Genomic DNA, 16,432 nt, shown 5'->3' on the forward strand with positions numbered 1-16,432 from the left:
TTGGCACGCTATCTGCATAGTCATGACTACCACCCCTCGACATCACACAAGGAGATAGTCATGAATGTTCTTAAATACCCGATGATGGTCATCGCGCTGTCGCTGGCTGCGGCCGCATCCGCCGCCCCGCCGCAAACCGATCCGGCCCCACCGCCGCCACCAGCCGGCCAACCCGCACCACCGCCACCACCACCGTCGGCGCCTCCGGCGCCACCACCGGGAGCACCCTTGCCGCCACCGCCGGGCGCGGACGCGCCACCGCCACCGCCACCACCGGCGGAGGCCCGCCGGGGCAACGCCGCCAAGCCTGTACCGCCACCCAAGCCGCGCGGTCCGGCGGGTAAAAGGCCGCTCGACACGCCGTCGCCACCACCGGCGCCGGGAACCCAGGCACCGCCGCCTGTCGGCCAGCCGTAACACCATCGTGACAATGCCACCGTCTTCGCTGACACGGTCCATGGCGCTGGCGGTGGCGCTGTCCGGCTTTTGCCTCGGCGAGGCCCGGGCAGCGCCACCACCGCCACCGCGCGCTCCTTCGGCCACCGCCCCCGCGCCGGTGGCCGAAGGCGTCATCGCGCGCTATCTGAACACCCCTTACGGCGATCCGAACGGCCTGCGCCTGGCCGACGGCACGGTGGTGCTGTTCGCGCCGCACGTGGCCGCGCGAATCGGCGGCGCCGCCGTGCCGGGCGACCGGGTGCGCGTCATCGGCCAGGTCGCCGACGGTGGCGTGATCCGTGCCGCCGCCCTGGTCAACCTGTCTTCGGGCGCCAGCGTCGGCGACGAGCCTGCGGGCCCGCCCGCCCCGCCGGCGACGCGACTACCGCTGCAAAGGCTGGAATCGGCGGGTACCATCGATGTGCTGTTGCGCGGACCGCGCGGCGAGGCCAATGGCGTCATCCTCACCAATGGCGACATCATCTACTTCCGCCCGGACCTGGTCCGCACACGGCTGGCGCCCGCCCAGCCATTCGCCGCCACCGGCATCGGCACGCGCGGCGCCGCCGGCATCTCCCTCGAAGCGATCACGGTCGGCGCCAACCTGTCGATGGCGCGCGCGGCGACCCGCGACATGCTGGCGCCCCCTTCACCACCCGGCGCACCGCCGGCCAATCAACCGTAACCGGAGTACCCACCGCGTGGCGACTGAAAATATATTGTGGATCATCACAGGCTTGACGATGGCCGGCATCGTGCTGCGACCCTGGCGCGTGCCCGAAGCGGTTTGGGCGGCATTGGCCGTGCTGGCGCTGGCGCTGTTCCAGCTGATCGCCCCGGCGAGCATCGTCAGCGGCGCCGCGCGCGGCTGGGACGTGTATCTGTTTTTGGCCGGTATGATGCTGCTGGCCGAAATGGGACGCCGCCACGGCGTCTTCAACTGGCTGGCGGCGCACACCGCGCGCGCCGCCGCCGGCTCCGGCCACCGCCTGTTTTTACTGGTCTACCTGGCCGGCACCGTGGTCACGGTGCTGCTGTCGAACGACGCCACCGCCGTGGTGCTGACACCGGCGGTGTACGCGGTCGCGCGCGCGGTAGACGCCCCACCCCTGCCGTATCTGTTCATCTGCGCCTTCGTCGCCAACGCCGCCAGCTTCGTGCTGCCGGTCTCCAACCCCGCCAACCTGGTGATGTTCGGCGAGCATATGCCCGCGCTGGGACAATGGCTGTCGCTCTTCCTGCTGCCATCGCTTGGCGCGATCGTCGCCACCGGCGTCGCCCTGTATTTGCTGCTGCGCGGCGAGCTGACGACAACGATCCGGCGCGACATCGAGGTGCCGCACCTGACAACGGCCGGCCGCCTGACGGTTGGCGCGCTGGCCGGCACGGCGCTGCTGCTGGCGGTGGCGTCGTCACTCGGCCTGGCGCTCGGTCCCTTCACGCTGGCCGCGGCGGTGGTCGCGCTGTCGCTGGTCAGCGTCAGTGCCCGTGCCATGCCGACGGCCACCTTGCGCGCGCTGTCGTGGGACGTGCTGCTGATGGTGGCCGGCCTGTTCGTATTGATCGAGGCCTTGCAGCAGCACGGCGTGGTGGAGGCGCTGGCCGGTCAGCTCCAGGCGCTGCAAGCGCGCTGGCCGGATCAAGCCGGCAATGCCACCGGCGCGCTGCTCGCCGTCGCGTGCAACCTGTTTAACAACCTGCCCGCCGGGCTGCTGGGCGCCGCCACCCTGGACCATGTGGCCGCCGATGGCGCGCTGCGCGCGGCGGCCCTGATCGGCATCGACCTTGGACCGAATCTATCGGTGAGCGGCTCGCTGGCGACGATCTTGTGGCTGACGGCCCTCCGGCGCGAAGGCCTCCACGTGGGCGCATGGCGCTTCCTGAGGCTGGGCATGGTCGTGATGCCGGCCGGTCTGGCGGCGGCGCTGGCGCTGCTGTGGGTGCGGTCATGACGGCGCCACGCGCCCTGTCCGCCGACGCGGCCAGCAACGCGGCGGGCACCGCGACCACGGGCAACGCGCCGTCGGGCGCCAGCCTGATGGCTTTGGCGATGTTGAACTTCTTCCTGGCCGACGCGCGCGACGGCCTCGGTCCGTTCCTGGACGCCTATCTGAGCACCAAGGGCTGGCGTCCGATGGACCTGGGCCTGCTGGCGACGGCGTGCGGCGTGATCGGTCTGCTGGCCGGCCTGCCCGCAGGCGCACTGGCCGATCGCAGCCGCCAGAAGCGCGCGATGATCGTGCTGCCCGTGGCGTTCATCACGCTGGGCGCTTTCCTGTGTATCGCCTGGCCGGAGCGCTGGGTGGTGTTCGGCAGCCAGGCGCTGGCGGCGGTAGCGGGTGTACTGATCATGCCGGCGCTGGTCGGCATCACGCTGGGCGTGGTGGGTCCCGACCGTTTCGGCGCTCAACTCGGCAAGAACGAGGCCTACAACCACGCCGGCAATATCGTTCTGCTGGGCGGCACCTGGGCCGCGAGCGTCTGGTTCGGCCTGCCCGGCGTGGCGGCGCTGATGCTGGTCACGACGGTGGCCGCCATTGCCGCAACGCTGGCGATCGCGCCGGGGGCGATCGATCACGCGGCCGCGCGCGGCCTGGCGGCCGGCGGTGAGACCGTCGGCGAACAAGCCGGCGGCAAGGCGCCGCCGCTACGCACGCTGTATCGCAACAAGCCGCTGTTGCTGTTAAGCGTGTCGCTGCTGCTGTTCCACTTCGGGAACGCGCCGCTGGCGCGGCTGATCGCGCAGCAGTTCGCAGTGCAGATGCAAAAACCGTTCGAGACCACGGCGGTGATCACCATGGTGTCGCAACTGGCGGCGCTCGCCGCCGCGCTGGCGGCGCCTTGGATCATCCGGCGCGATGTGGTCCGGTTGGCGGTGGTGCTGGCCATGCTCAGCCTGCCGCTGCGTGGCATGCTGGCCTGGGCCTACGCCGACTTCGCCATGATTTATCCGGTGCAGCTGCTCGACGGCGTGGGCGTCGGCCTGCTCGGCATCCTAACGCCTTTCCTGGTCGAGCGCCTGACGCGCGGCAGCGGCCACTTCAACCTGGCGTTGGCGGCGGTGATGATGGTGCAGGGTTTGGGCGCGGCCTCCAGCAACGTAGTGGCAGGCTACCTGGTGACGCGCTATGGCTATCCGGTCACTTATCTGTTGCACGGCGCGGTCGCGCTGGCGGCGCTGGCGGCGTTCATGCCGGTGCAGCGCGGCGACGGCGGGCGCTAGCGGCCCCCCCGTTCCTGCGGCGCGCTGGCCTACCGGACTTCGCAGTCGACCGCCGCCGATTTGGTGGCGCTGGCGCCGGGACCGGAGGTGGTCGTGCTGCTGGTGAAGGTAGATGGCGGCGTGAACCTGATTCCTGGATTGTTCGGCACCATCACCGGCGGCACCACCGTGTTACGTGTGTAGCCGAACTGGCCGGCGCTGAAATTCAGCGAGCCGCCGGTATTGCTCACATTGATCATGCCGTCGATAACACTGACATACAGGCCCGGCGGCAGCGCGGTACTCGGCCGCGACGGCGGCATCGGTCCCTGCGCCAACATCAGCGGCTTGAGCGGCGCCGCCAGCGCGTCCAGCGACGCCGTGCTGGCCATCAAATAGGCCTCGCGCGCGACCAGCGCCACGGCCACCTCTTCAGCCGACGGCTCGACCAGGTCGGCGATGAACGTGGTGCCGCGTATGCCGATGGTGGCGCTTGGCGTCTTCATCGAGAATTTTTCCTTGTTGCGCTTGCCCAGCAGGCCTGTGACCGAGCGCAGTCCCCCTTTGACCAGGCTGAACGAAGCCTGGTCGCCGTCGGGCTTGCCGGCGTCGAAGGCGAAGTTCTCGACCTTGAATGTGGTTCCCGGCTTGAGCGTGATCTCGCTGTTATCGATGAACTTGACCAAGGCGTAGGTGTTTTTCTCCGTCATCAGCGTGTCGCCGCTATCCACTTCCGAGCGCAGCGACAGCACGCGCACCGCGCCATCGGCCTTCTTGGCGAGCAAGGGGCCGCTGAGCTGGGTGATGGTCCCGGCCACCTGCGCGGCCCAACCGGCGCTGACCACGCCGCAGAGCACCAGCAGCATCAGACCCTGGAGCAGGGTTTGGGTTGCAACACGCCTAGTTGCAGTAGGTTTTCTTGGCAGGGACATTTTGTTTTCCGGTGTTTTCGGTGGTGGTGGTGCTGCTGCTTTGCGACTTCGGTTCGCTCGACAAAGGTTCGTCGGTTTTATCGTCCGGCCCTGGCGACGGGGTCGCTGCGGCGCGCGTGACCGTCTTGATGACTTCTGTACTCGCCAGCAACACTGGCTTGACCGGCTCGCTCGCGCTGGGCGGCGACAATACCTGGCATAGCGCGGAGTTTGGCGCGATGGTGCAGATATCCGCCGACACTGGCGTTGGCGTTGGCGTTGGCGTTGGTGTAGGCGTCGGCTCTGGCGTCGGTGTTGGCGTAGGCGTTGGCGTTGGCGTCGGCGTTGGTGTAGGCGTCGGCTCTGGCGTCGGCGTCGGCGTCGGTGTTGGCGTAGGCGTTGGCGTTGGCGTTGGTGTCGGCGTTGGCGTTGGCGTCGGTGTCGGCGTTGGCGTCGGCGTCGGTGTCGGCGTCGGTGTCGGCGTCGGTGTCGGTGTCGGTGTCGGCGTTGGCGTCGGTGTCGGCGTTGGCGTCGGTGTCGGTGTCGGAGTTGGCGTCGGCGTCGGCGTCGGTGTCGGTGTCGGAGTCGGTGTCGGTGTCGGAGTCGGAGTTGGCGTTGGCGTCGGTGTCGGAGTTGGCGTCGGCGCCATATGAGTATTCTGCGTGTAGCCGCCATTCGAGCCGTGGACCGTGCTGCCGCCAAGCGCGAAAGTGGTCGCTGTCATCGTCACCGAGCCGCCAAACGAGATCACACTGGCCGCGTCACCGAAGGTCATCGTATTACTCGGATCATAGCTGTCGCCAGCCGCCAGGCTGATATCGCCGGAGAAGGAATGTACCGTCCCCTCGATGGTCAACGGGCTATGGGTTTGCAGCGTAATGGCGCCGCTATTGGTCCTGACGCCATACAAGCCCTCCTCCAGCGGCGACGGCGCGGCGGCGATCAGCATCGCACCGGTGTTAACGATGTTGATCGCGCCGTTGTTGTCGCCGAGGAAGGAAAACTGCTGCGCCTTCGTCACCGTCAACGCCTCCGCATGCGCCGTGTTGTTGACATTGGCGATGTTGATCGCCGCCGTGCTGCCGCCGCCGGCGCGGTTGACCGCCGACAGTTGCGAAACCTTGGTCAGCAGTGGCGCGGCCGACGAGCCGATGCCACCCGTGGCGTTCATCGTAAGGTGGTTGGCGGTGATGGCCGTGCCATTCATGCCGCCGGCCGTGGTGATGGCGCCGTTGACGTCCAGCGTCACGTCGCCATCGGTATCGATGCCGCTGATGCTGTACAGATCACCACCGCGCAACGTGGCGATAGCCGTGCTGAAGCTGTTCTTCAACTCAAAATCGTTGCCGGCGCCCCGTTGCGAGACCGCAAGGTTGACCACCCGGTTGCCCGCGTTGTTCAGCGAGATGTCTCCCGCGTTGGCGACAGCCAGGTTCTCAACGTTGATGGCGCCGGTTTGCGTGATGGCGCCGCGGTTGCTCAACAGGGCGATGCTGGTGGTGGCGGGGTTGAGCTGCGCCTCTGCCGCGCCGCTGGTGCCGATGCCCGCGACGGCAATCCCGGCCACGTCATGCTCCGCGTTTTGGCTGCCGATCACCAAGGTCGGCACCTTCAGATTGTGGATATCGCGGACCAGCAGGCAGTTAGTCGCAGTGATGCAAGAGGCACCACCCAGTTCGATGTGATAGCCCCCGGAGGCCGGCCGCACGCTGGCCAGGTTCGCCGTGACGTTGGCGTCCAAAACCAGGGTGTTGGCGGCGATCGCCACCGTGTCGGCGCGCGTCGCCGCGTTAACGTTCACCTCCAGGGCGCTCAACGTCAGCGCGCCATTGACCCGCGTGGAGGCGTCGATCAGCACGTTGCCGGTGCGGCCCGACCCCAGGGTCAGGTTGCGGACGTACCCGCTCGAGCCGGTCAAGTTGAGTGAACCGGTCACCGCGACCACGCCGTCGGCCCTGGCGCTGGCGATGGTGACGTCGGCGTTGTCGATTTGCTTGAGCGTGTCCTCGCTCACGGCCATCGCATCGCTGCCGTTGCCGTTGCCATTCGCGCCGGTGCCGACGTTGACATCGCGGGCTGCCGTAATCAACACCTGGGCCCCGCTGCCCTGGCCGCTGATGCGGGCGCCGCCGCCAACTGCCAGGCTATTGGCCTTGATACCGATATCGCCGCCGGTGACGGTGGCATTGGTTCCCAGCGCCACGTTGGCCGCCTCGAGTGTCAGGTTGCCGGCGGCGCCGGAATCGACCTTGCCGTCGACATTGATGGCGCGCCCGGCCAGCGAGATGGCATAGCCACGGCTGTCAAGCGTCGTCGTGGCGCCGCCCAGCGAGGCGATCGTCACGGCGCCGCTGCCGCTAGCGGTGCCGGCGCCGTCGTCATTGGCCGTCAGCCGGATATCGCCGGTCATCGCCAGCACGGCGTTGACGTGGATGTCGTTGCCAGCCCGCGCCGTCAGGCTAACGCCGCTGTTGGCGTTGTGGACGGCCGCGCCGAACGTGATGTCGTGCTGCGCCTGCAACACCACGTTGGCGGTGGCGCCGCTCAAGGCGCCGGAGTCGACCTCGGTCACGCCGCTGGTGGCCTGGTCGAAGGAGGCCACATCCGACAGCGGGGTCTGGAGGTTGGAATCCTTGATGATGGCGATGTCGAAGGGATCGAGCAGCCAGGTGCCGTTCTTGCCGCCCTGGCCGGCCGCGGCGCCGGCGTCCACGCGCGCGCCCGCCACATCAAGGTAATGGCCGGAGGTTTCAATCAGGCCCCCATTGCCGCCCCGTGCGCCGCCGCGCGCCGACAGGGAGCCGTGCATGCGGGTCGCCTCGTCGCTCCACACCACCACCTTGCCGCCGTCGCCGCTGGCGCCGGCGTCAGCGCTGATGGTCACGTCCCGCCCGACGAAGGTTTGCAGCGCGTTCGGCAGCGCCGCGCTGTTGCCGTCGCCCTTGCCCTGGTAGTCGCCGCCCGCCAGCACCGTGCCGCCGCCGGCCGCGCCGCCGGCGTCGACCACGGCGTTGCCGGTCAGGCCGACCCGCGCGCCCAGCAAGCGGATGTCGCCGCCCGTGTTGAGATTGCCCCCGACCGCGCTGGTGACGCTGCCCGCCTCCAGCATGGTGGTGCCGGCCGCCTTGAGGATGATCTGGCCGCGTTCGCCCCGCACGGCGCTGTCGGCATTGATGGTGCCGCGCTGGTTGACCAGCGCGCCGTACACGCCGACGCGCCCGCCCCGCGCCACGATGCTGCCCAGGTTGAGCGCCTGGTCGGCCGGCGCCGACACCACCACCTGCACGTTAGGATCGCGCGAATCGAACAATTGCACGCTGTGGCCGGCCGCCAGCACCACGTCGCCGTTGGGCGACGAGATCACGCCGCTGTTCTCCACCGCCGGCGCGATCAGGAAAATTTGTCCGCCGCCGGGCGTGGTGAGCGCGCCCTGGTTGACCACCTTGCCCGCGTTGGCGCCGCCGGCGAAAGTGTTTTTACCGGCCAGGAAGTCGGCGTTGGAGATCGCCAGGCTGGAGGCGACCAGGCCGTTGACATCGACCCGCGAACCGGCGCCGAACAGCACGCCGTTCGGATTGATCAGGAACACCTTGCCGTTCGATTGCAGCGAGCCCAGGATACGGCTAGGGTCCTGGCCGGTGATGCGGTTCAGGACCTTGCTGTCGGCACTTTGCTGGATGAAACGCGTGACCTCGCCCGCGTTCACCGAAAAACTGCGCCAGTCGATGATGGTGTTGGGCGTGTTGGTGATCGAGTACAGGTTGCCCTGCTGATTGAAGCTCGCCGCGCCGTGCACCACGGTCGGCGCGACGGGATTGGCCAGCGCCGTGCCGAAGGCGGACGCCACCAGCACGGCCAGCGCCTTGCGGCGCAGTTTCGCGGACGACGGCTGGCGGCTGATACGGCGGCTGGAGCGGGTGCGGTAACTGTTCATTGTGGTCTCTCGGGGCGTTCAGTAAGCAAGACCCAAACGCAGGTGCAAGCGGTTGGCGTCGGCGCGGCCGGTGGCGCCGGCGCGCAGCACGTGGCCATAATCGAGTTGCAGGTTGACGTAGGTCGACAGCAGCAAACGCGCGCCCACGCCGGCGCTGCCGATGGACGTGCTTTCCAGTTCGCCCGGCAGCGCATGGTTGCGCTTGATGTAGGCGTTGTCGACGAAGCCGAGCAGGCGGCAGTTCCAGGCCTGGCGGCCGCACAGGTTGGGGGTGTAAGCCTCCAGGTTGACCGCGACCCCGCTATCATTGGAGATTTCGCGTTCGATGAAGCCGCGCACCGAGGTGGCGCCGCCGGCGCCGAACTGCTCGCCCGGGATCAGCGCATCGCGGCTGTATTGGCCGTTGGCGATGGCGCGCAGCTGCCAGTCGTTGGCCAGCGCCCGCGTCACGCTGCCGCCCAGGCGCAGCACGGTGTAGTCGGCCTTGGCGCCGATGCGCGCCAGCGTAAAGTCGCGCTGGCCGCCCTTGGAGCCGCCGGAGATATTGCGCAGCAAGGTGACCTGGCCGCCGATCTCGCCCGATGCCAACGGCAGGTTGCCGGTGTAGGCGATGCTGAGCGGGTGCACGGTGACGTCATTGCCGAGGTTGCCCATTTGCTGCCCCACCAGTTCGACGTTGTTCTTGAAGGCCTTGACATCGACGCCGTAGGTCAGGCGCGCGTCGAACTCGCCGCGCTTGGCCAGCGACTGGTTGTAGCGCGCGCCGTAGACCGCGCCCCGGCCGCTGACGGCCAGGTTGAACAGCCCGGCCGACACGGTGCCCGAATCGACGTTGGAATAGCTGGCGAAGAAGTCCAGCGAATCGCCCAGCACGTACAGCGGAATGTGGTAGCCCGCGCCGTAGACCTTGACCCGGCCCGGCTCCTCGGCCGAGGTGGTGTATTGCAGCGAGGCCACATGATCGAGGCCGAACAGGTTGGCGTTTTGCAGGATGAAGCCCAGATGGGTCTTGCCGGTCTGCGCGGTGCCGGTGTTGTCGGCGTTGGCCATCGCCTTCCAGACGGGCTGGTCCTTAACCTCCAGCATGGCGTCGACTTCATCGTCCTTCTCGCCGCCCTGCAGCTTGAGCGTGACCTGCTTGGATGGATTCTCGTTGCCTTGCTTGAGGTTGGCCGACACGGCCTGCAGGTTCGGCGTGCGCCCTTCCTGCAGCGCCGGCAGGCTGCGGCGGATGTTGGCTTCGTCGAAGTACTGGTTGTTCTTGACGCCGACCCGGCCGATTTTGGTCTCCACCACCCGCAACCGCACCACGCCACGGTTCAGTTCCTGTTCGGGCAGCTCGACGGTGACGACATTGTAGCCCTGCGCATGGTAGGCCCCCTCCAGCGCCTCGAGCGCGCGCTGGACATCGCCGAAATCGCGCGTCTTGCCGGTGAACGGCGCCAGCAACGGCTCGATCCGGCCCGGCGGCAGCAGCGTATTGCCCTGCACGTCGAAGCGGGAAATATCGAAACGAATGGCGGCGCTGTCGCTCGCAGGCTCCTCCGCCCAGGCCGTTGGCACGGTCAAGGCAAGCAGGGCGCTGGCTAGCAAGCAGGGAAAACGATCGGTCATTATTGGCTCTTTGAATTTTTGTCGCTGTCAGTCGCAGGAAATGTTAATTGTTCGACACGCCACGACTGGGTTACCACCCCGATGTTAACATGTTCGGCCAGAGAATGATGCTGATTTGCAAGTATCAACTGTTAAATCACCGTGGCGGGTGTTGGATTTCAGGCCGCATTAGTTGCAATACATTTTCTTGGCCACGTCGATCTTCTCGCCGGCCGTGACGGCGGCGCCGCTGCGGACGGCCAGCTCCTTGTCGGGCGCGGTACCGCCATTTTTGGTGTCCGACGCCTGGTCCGTGTCGCGGCCGGTGCCTCCCGGCCGGGACTGGGTGGCGGCGACCGTATTGATTACATTGACCGTGGCGTTGAGCGCCTGCCCCACCGGCTCGCCTGGACGTCCCTGGGTCGCCGCCACCACGGCGGCCGCTTCGGCGGCTGCCTTGGCGGCGGCGTCCGCTGCCGCCTTGGCCGCGGCGTCGGCGGCGGCTTGGGCGGCCGCATCGGCGTCCGCTTTGGCGGCGGCATCGATTGCGGCTTTGGCGGCCGCGTCGGCGGCGGCCTTTGCGGCTGCGGCGTCGGCTGCAGCCTTAGCGGCTGCCGCGTCGGCTGCGGCCTTGGCGGCTGCGGCGTCGGCTGCAGCCTTGGCGGCTGCGGCGTCGGCTGCAGCCTTGGCGGCTGCGGCGTCGGCTGCGGCCTTGGCGGCTGCGGCGTCGGCTGCGGCCTTCGCGGCGGCGGCATCGGCTGCGGCCTTGGCGGCGGCATCGGCTGCGGCCTTGGCGGCGGCAGCCGCCGCAGCGGCGGCGCCGTCATTCAGCGTGGCCGTCGTCTGGCCGACAAATATGTGGGATGGCACGTCGATCGAACCTTGTACGGTGGTCAAGGTCACCGGCGCGCCGTTGCTGTTGATGTTGGTGCCCTCCAGGGAGGTGATATCGCCCCTGGCGGCCGTGGCGGTGATGCGTCCGCTTGAGGGCACCCTCAACCTGCCGCCCAGCACGATGCCGTCGCCGGCGCTCAGGCCGATCGCCCCGCCCGCGTTCAGCGCCGACGTATTGGCCAGCCTGATGTCGCTGCTGGCGTCGAGCACGATGTTGACGGCGCTGATCTCGTTGTTGACCGTGATCGGGCTGTGCGCGGTGATCGACACCAGGCCGCCGGTGCCGGCGATGTCGCCGGTGGTGTGGATGCCGCCGTGGTTGTCGATGATGATGTTGCCGCTGGTACTGATGGTGCCCAGCGCCAGCTCGCCGCCGGACACCGTATTGTTGAGCGCGATATTGCCGTTGCCGTTGACGATAGCCTCGAAGGCGCCGACCTGATTGCCGGCGTTGGTCAGCGCGATGCCGTTGGCCGCGAGCGCGTGCAGGCTGTCGGTCACCAGCGCGCCGGTCTGGGTAATCCCGCCCTGCGCGGCATTGAGCGTGATGCCGGCCTGCGCGCGCGCGTTGCCGATGGCGATATCGCCGCCGTTGCCCACCGTGAGCGTGCCGTCGATATCGATGGCGCCGCCGCTCTGCGACAAGGTGCCGATGCCCAGTTGGGTGGCGCCGCCGGTGCCGGACAGCACACCGCCGCTCAACGCCAGATTGCTGATCTGCATGTGGCCGTTGAGCACCAGCGCGCCGCCGCCCAGCAGCAGGCCGCCGCCATTGGCGTACGAGGCGTCGGCGCCGGTGCCGTTCAGGGTCAGCGCGCCACCGGTCAGGCTCAGGCCCTGCCCGTTCGCGCGCAGCGACGTCAACGTGGTGGCGCCGGCGCCGATGTCGTAGGTGACCATGCCGCCGGCGTTGTTCAGCGCCGCCGACAGCACGTTGGCGGCCGACGGCGCCACGCCGTCCTGCCAGTTGGCGGCGTCGCTCCACAAGCCGCCGCCGGTCGCCGTCCAGGTGGCCAGCGCGCGTGGCGTGATGGTGCCCTTGGCCGCCGTCACGATGTAGTTACCGGCGTCGTAGCCGAACAGGGGCGCGCCGCCCAACATGACCGTCTTGTCGGCGCCGGCGTTCTTGTCGGCGTAGCTCGCCGTGGCGCCGCTGGACGCCGGCGACACGATGTCGGCGGCGCCGCCGGGGGTGCTCAGCACGCCGCTCAGGGTGGCGCCGGCCAAGGTGCCCGCCGCGCTGTTGTTGTAGTCGCGCGGGGCCAGCGTCAGCGTCAGCGCGGCCGGTGTGATGTCGGCCGTCAGTCCGGTCGGCAGGTTGCCCACCACGTAGTTGCCACTGTCGGCGCCGCTCAAGGTGATGCCGTGGACCGTCACGCTCTTGCCGGTCCCGACGTTCTTGTTGGCGAAGCTGGCGCTGGTGCCGCCGATGGCGACCAGGTCGCCGCCGATCACGCCGCCCAGCACGCCGTTGCCGAGGGTGGCGCGGCGTCCCCAGGATTGCGTCGCGCTGTCGTAGTCGAGGTTGTAGACGCGGTTGTTGGCCGTAAAACCGGACGCCGTCAGCGTGGCCGGCGTGATGTCGGCACTCAAGTCCGACGGCGCGACCAGCAGATAGTTGGCGGCGTCGGCCCCCGTCAGGCTCAGGCCGCCGGTGTTGACCGTGACCGGTTTATTGGTGCCGACGTTCTTGTTGTTGAAGGTCGCGGTCCCGCCGGCCACGCCGGCCAGCGCGACATCGTCGCCGTTGATGCCGGTCACCGACGCGCTGCCGACGACCAGTGCCGCGGAGGTGCCGTCGTACTGGCGCGACACGGCGCTCAGGCCCGACAACGCCAGCGGTGCCTTGGTGATGCTGCCGCTGCCGCCGACGGCGCCGCCCAGCACATAGTTGCCGAAGTCATTGTTGGTGAGGGTGGGATTGGCCACGCTCATCGCCTTGCCGCTGCCGGCGTTCTTGTCGCTGAAGCTGACCAGCCCGGACACGCCCAAGGTGTCGCCGCCGACCAGGTTGCCGAAGCTGTAGGTCGCCGCTTGCTCCATGTAGGCGACGCCGTCGTAGGTCTTGGTGCCGGTGACGGTGGCCGTGACCGTGCGCGGCTGGATGACCAGGCGCGGACTGGCGCCGGTGTAGGTGATGTCGTATTGGGTCGACCACAGGCCGCCCAGGTCGTAGCTGCCGACATTGACGGCGCCGTCGTAGCCCAGGGTGCCGTTGATGCCCGCGACCACGCCGGTGGCGCTGCCGGCGAACGCGGCGGAGGCGCCGTCGTAGGTCTTGGTGACGCCGCTCCCGCCGCTGACCGCGATCGTTTTCGGAGTCAGGAAACTTTTGAGCATCGGCGCGGTGTGGCCGTCGTAATTGCGCCAGATGGTGGAAAAGTCGAAGCCGGCGTAATTCGATTGCTGACGGTTCTGCTTGCCGGTCAGCCCGATGCCGGCGCTGTCATAAGGCAGGCCGGCCGTATCGGCGTTGAAGTAGCCGTTGCTCATGCTGCCCGTGCCCAAAGTCCCGACCATGGCGCCGACACCGGAGAACCCGCTGTCGCTGACAACGCCGCTGCTGTAGCCGTTGCTGACCGTGCCGGAGAACAGCTCGCCCAGCAGCCCGCCGATGTTGGCGTGGCTCAGGTTATAGTCCAGCAAATTGCCGCTGACATTGCCGCTGGCGTAGACGTTGGCGATGCTGCCGCCGGTCCCGTTGAGGAGGTTGTTGCGGCCGGCCAAGCCGCCGACGTTGCGCCCGCCCTGCACATTGCCGCTGGCGTAGGCGATGCCGATGACGCCGCCGTTGTTGTCGCCCACCAGGCCGCCGACGATCTCGCCGGTCGACGTCACGTTGCCGCTGGCGTGCGAGGTGGTGATGCTGCCGACGCGGCTGCCGTCGTTGGCGTTGCTGCCGACCAAACCGCCGGCGTAGCCGAAGCCGGTCGTATTGACCTCGCCGCTGGCCGACGAGGCGCTGATGGCGCCGAGGTTGCGGCCGGCCAGGCCGCCGATATTGGCGGCGTTGGCGCCGGCCAGTCCGGTGATGGCGCCGCTGGCGGCGGCGTTGCTGACCGCCGCGCCGTTGTCGCCGACCACGCCGCCGACGTTGGTCACGCCGGTGACGGCGGCGGACGAGACGACGTTGTCGATGATGCCGCCGGCGCCGGCAACCGCGCTGCCGACCAGGCCACCGACGTTGACGCCGCCGCGCACGCTGCCATCGGCCAGGCTGAGATTTTTGATGGTGCCGCCGCCCAGCACCGAGAACAGGCCGACGTTGTTGGACCCGGCGCGATTAATGCTCAGGTCGTTGATCTTGTGGCCGTTGCCGTTGAACGTGCCGGCATACGGATAATCGGTATTGGCGAGCGGCGCGAAGCCCTGGCCCGCGTTCCAGTAGGCCGTGCCGCCGGCCTCGATGTCCTTGTTGATGCTGAACCATGTCGACGCCGGCAAGCCGCCGGCGCCCTGCAAGCCGTAGATGTCGTCGAGCAGATACGGCGTGGCCGCGCTGCCGTCGCCGCCTGTTGCGCGCACGAACGTGCCGCCGTCGAGCCGGAAATCGCGGGCGGCGAAGGCGGGCAAGGCGCCGGTCTGCTTCCACTTGCCGCCCGCGAGCGTGAAAGTACCACCGACGAAGACGGCGTGCGGCGCGACGATATTGTTGGCGGCGTTCAGGGTCAGGTCACCGGAAATCGAGAGCGGCTGTGCGAGTGTGATGTCGCCGCCCGCGTTCAGGCGCAGGGAGGCGTTGGCGCCGTCGATCGACGCCTTCAACTCGATGCCGGCGTCGGCGTTCAGGGTCAGGCCGTGGGTCGAGGTCCACGTGACGGGACTGAGCACGCTGATCTTGCCGCTGCCGGTGCCGGCGCTGTTGGCGGTGCTGACGGTGACGTCGGTGGTCGCCAGCGCGCCCTGCAAGGTACTGGTCAGCAGCAGCGAATCGGCCACGGCCGCCGTTTCCAGGAACACGCCGCTATTGTTCGGCGGCGTGTTCCACGAAACGGCGCCCGTCATGCCGGCGGCCGTGGCGGTGCCAAGGTCGCTGGCGATGTAGATGTCGCTCGGGTCCAGCAGCAGCCGGCCGGTCGCGCCCTTCGGCGCGCGCGTGTCGACCCTGCCCTGCATGTCCAGATAATGGCCGGAGGTTTCGACGAAGCCGCCGTTGCCGCCGGCCGCGCCGCCGCGCGCGGAAATGGCGCCGTACACCTGCGTGGCCCGGTCGCTCCAGACGATGACCTTGCCGCCGTCGCCGAGGCCGGTGGCGTCGGCCTTGATCACGCTGTCCCGGCCCACATAGGTTTGCTGCGCGTTCGGCAGCGCTGCGGTATTGCCGTCGCCCCGTCCCTGATAATCGCCGCCGACCAGCACCGTGCCGCCGCCGGCGCCGCCACTGGCGTCGACCACGGCGTTGCCGGTCAGGCCGACCTGCGCGCCCAGCAGCACGATGTCGCCGCCGGTGTTGAGGTTGCCGCCCGACTGGCCATCGGCCACGCCGCGCGCGCTGGTGCTGCTGCCCGCCTCGAGCAAGGTGGTGCGGCTGGACTTGAGAATGATCTTGCCGTTGGCGCCGACCACGGCGCTGTCGGCGTTGATGGCGCCGCGCTGGTTGACCAGCGCGCCGTAAACGCCGACGCGCCCGCCCTGGGCGACGATGCTGCCGAGGTTGAGCGCCTGGTCGGCCGGCGACGACACCACCACCTGCACGTTGGGATCGCGCGAATCGAACAATTGCACGCTATGGCCGGCCGCCAGCACCACGTCGCCGTTGGGCGACGAAATGATGCCGCTGTTTTCCACCGACGGCGCGATCAGGAAGATCTGGCCGCCGCCCGGCGTGGTGATCGCGCCCTGGTTGACGACCTTGCCCGCGTTGGCGCCGCCGGCGAAGGTGTTTTTGCCGGCCAGGAAGTCGGCGTTGGAGATCGCCAGGCTCGAGGCGACCAGGCCGTTGACGTCGACCCGCGAGCCGGCGCCGAACAGCACGCCGTTCGGGTTGATCAGGAACACCTTGCCATTCGATTGCAGCGAGCCCAGGATGACGCTGGGGTCCTGCCCGGTGATGCGGTTCAGGACCTTGCTGTCGGCGCTTTGCTGGATGAAACGCGCCACCTCGTCGGCGCCGAGCGAGAAGCCCTGCCAGTTGATGATGGCGCCGGGCGTATTGGTGATGGAATACGTCTTGCCCTGGAAATTGAAGCTGGCCTGGCCCGCCACGACGGTCGGATTGACGGGGGCGGCGTGAACCTGCGCCGCGCCGCCATAACAGGCCGCCACCAGGACGGACAGCAGCTTGCGCCGCAACCCGCGCCGCAGCGGCGCGCCCGCGCGCACAAGTTGGCGCTGGCGTTGGCAATCAAGATCTGCTGTCATGAAGGCATCCTCTATCGGGGCTGGTCGTCAGCCCACCGCGCCGGTGACGACGCCGTGGGCGGGTAAGTCATGGATGGATCGAACGGTGAACATCACAAC

At 68.5% G+C, this 16,432-nt stretch carries 8 protein-coding genes; 4 read left to right on the plus strand and 4 right to left on the minus strand.

Features of this window, described 5'->3' with window-relative positions:
• The first annotated feature begins 60 nt into the window (after positions 1 to 60).
• Genes AC0IYS_RS23050 through AC0IYS_RS23065 form a run of 4 tightly spaced genes read left to right on the plus strand, consistent with a single transcriptional unit; the run spans position 61 to position 3,661 of the window.
• Positions 61 to 417 (plus strand): hypothetical protein, encoded by a 357-nt coding sequence (locus AC0IYS_RS23050; protein WP_471707372.1) that lies wholly within the window; start codon positions 61 to 63, stop codon positions 415 to 417.
• Positions 418 to 430: 13 nt separating this feature from the next.
• Complete coding sequence (locus tag AC0IYS_RS23055) at positions 431 to 1,123, plus strand: hypothetical protein (RefSeq protein ID WP_471707373.1); 693 nt, start codon at positions 431 to 433, stop codon at positions 1,121 to 1,123.
• Positions 1,124 to 1,139: 16 nt separating this feature from the next.
• Positions 1,140 to 2,390 carry an SLC13 family permease gene (locus tag AC0IYS_RS23060; protein WP_471707374.1) on the plus strand — a complete coding sequence of 417 codons (1,251 nt, stop codon included), beginning with the start codon at positions 1,140 to 1,142 and terminating at the stop codon, positions 2,388 to 2,390.
• Positions 2,387 to 3,661, plus strand: coding sequence for an MFS transporter (locus AC0IYS_RS23065; RefSeq protein ID WP_471707375.1), 1,275 nt, complete (start codon positions 2,387 to 2,389; stop codon positions 3,659 to 3,661). Before AC0IYS_RS23060 ends, AC0IYS_RS23065 begins: the two co-directional genes overlap by 4 nt.
• A 29-nt stretch (positions 3,662 to 3,690) precedes the next feature.
• Here AC0IYS_RS23065 and AC0IYS_RS23070 read toward each other — a convergent pair whose 3' ends face one another.
• The 4 genes from AC0IYS_RS23070 to AC0IYS_RS23085 form a co-directional block, all read right to left on the minus strand.
• The gene (locus AC0IYS_RS23070; RefSeq protein ID WP_471707376.1) at positions 3,691 to 4,506 is read right to left on the minus strand and encodes a FecR family protein; all 816 of its coding nucleotides are present in this window, start codon (positions 4,504 to 4,506) and stop codon (positions 3,691 to 3,693) included.
• Between the two features lie 34 nt (positions 4,507 to 4,540).
• Positions 4,541 to 8,485: a two-partner secretion domain-containing protein gene (locus AC0IYS_RS23075; RefSeq protein WP_471707377.1), complete on the minus strand. Its 3,945-nt coding sequence runs from the start codon at positions 8,483 to 8,485 to the stop codon at positions 4,541 to 4,543.
• Between the two features lie 18 nt (positions 8,486 to 8,503).
• Positions 8,504 to 10,099: a ShlB/FhaC/HecB family hemolysin secretion/activation protein gene (locus AC0IYS_RS23080; protein ID WP_471707378.1), complete on the minus strand. Its 1,596-nt coding sequence runs from the start codon at positions 10,097 to 10,099 to the stop codon at positions 8,504 to 8,506.
• Between the two features lie 168 nt (positions 10,100 to 10,267).
• Complete coding sequence (locus AC0IYS_RS23085) at positions 10,268 to 16,333, minus strand: YDG domain-containing protein (RefSeq protein ID WP_471707379.1); 6,066 nt, start codon at positions 16,331 to 16,333, stop codon at positions 10,268 to 10,270.
• Positions 16,334 to 16,432: the final 99 nt, after the last annotated feature.

This window comes from Duganella sp. AC237, from assembly GCF_979254035.1.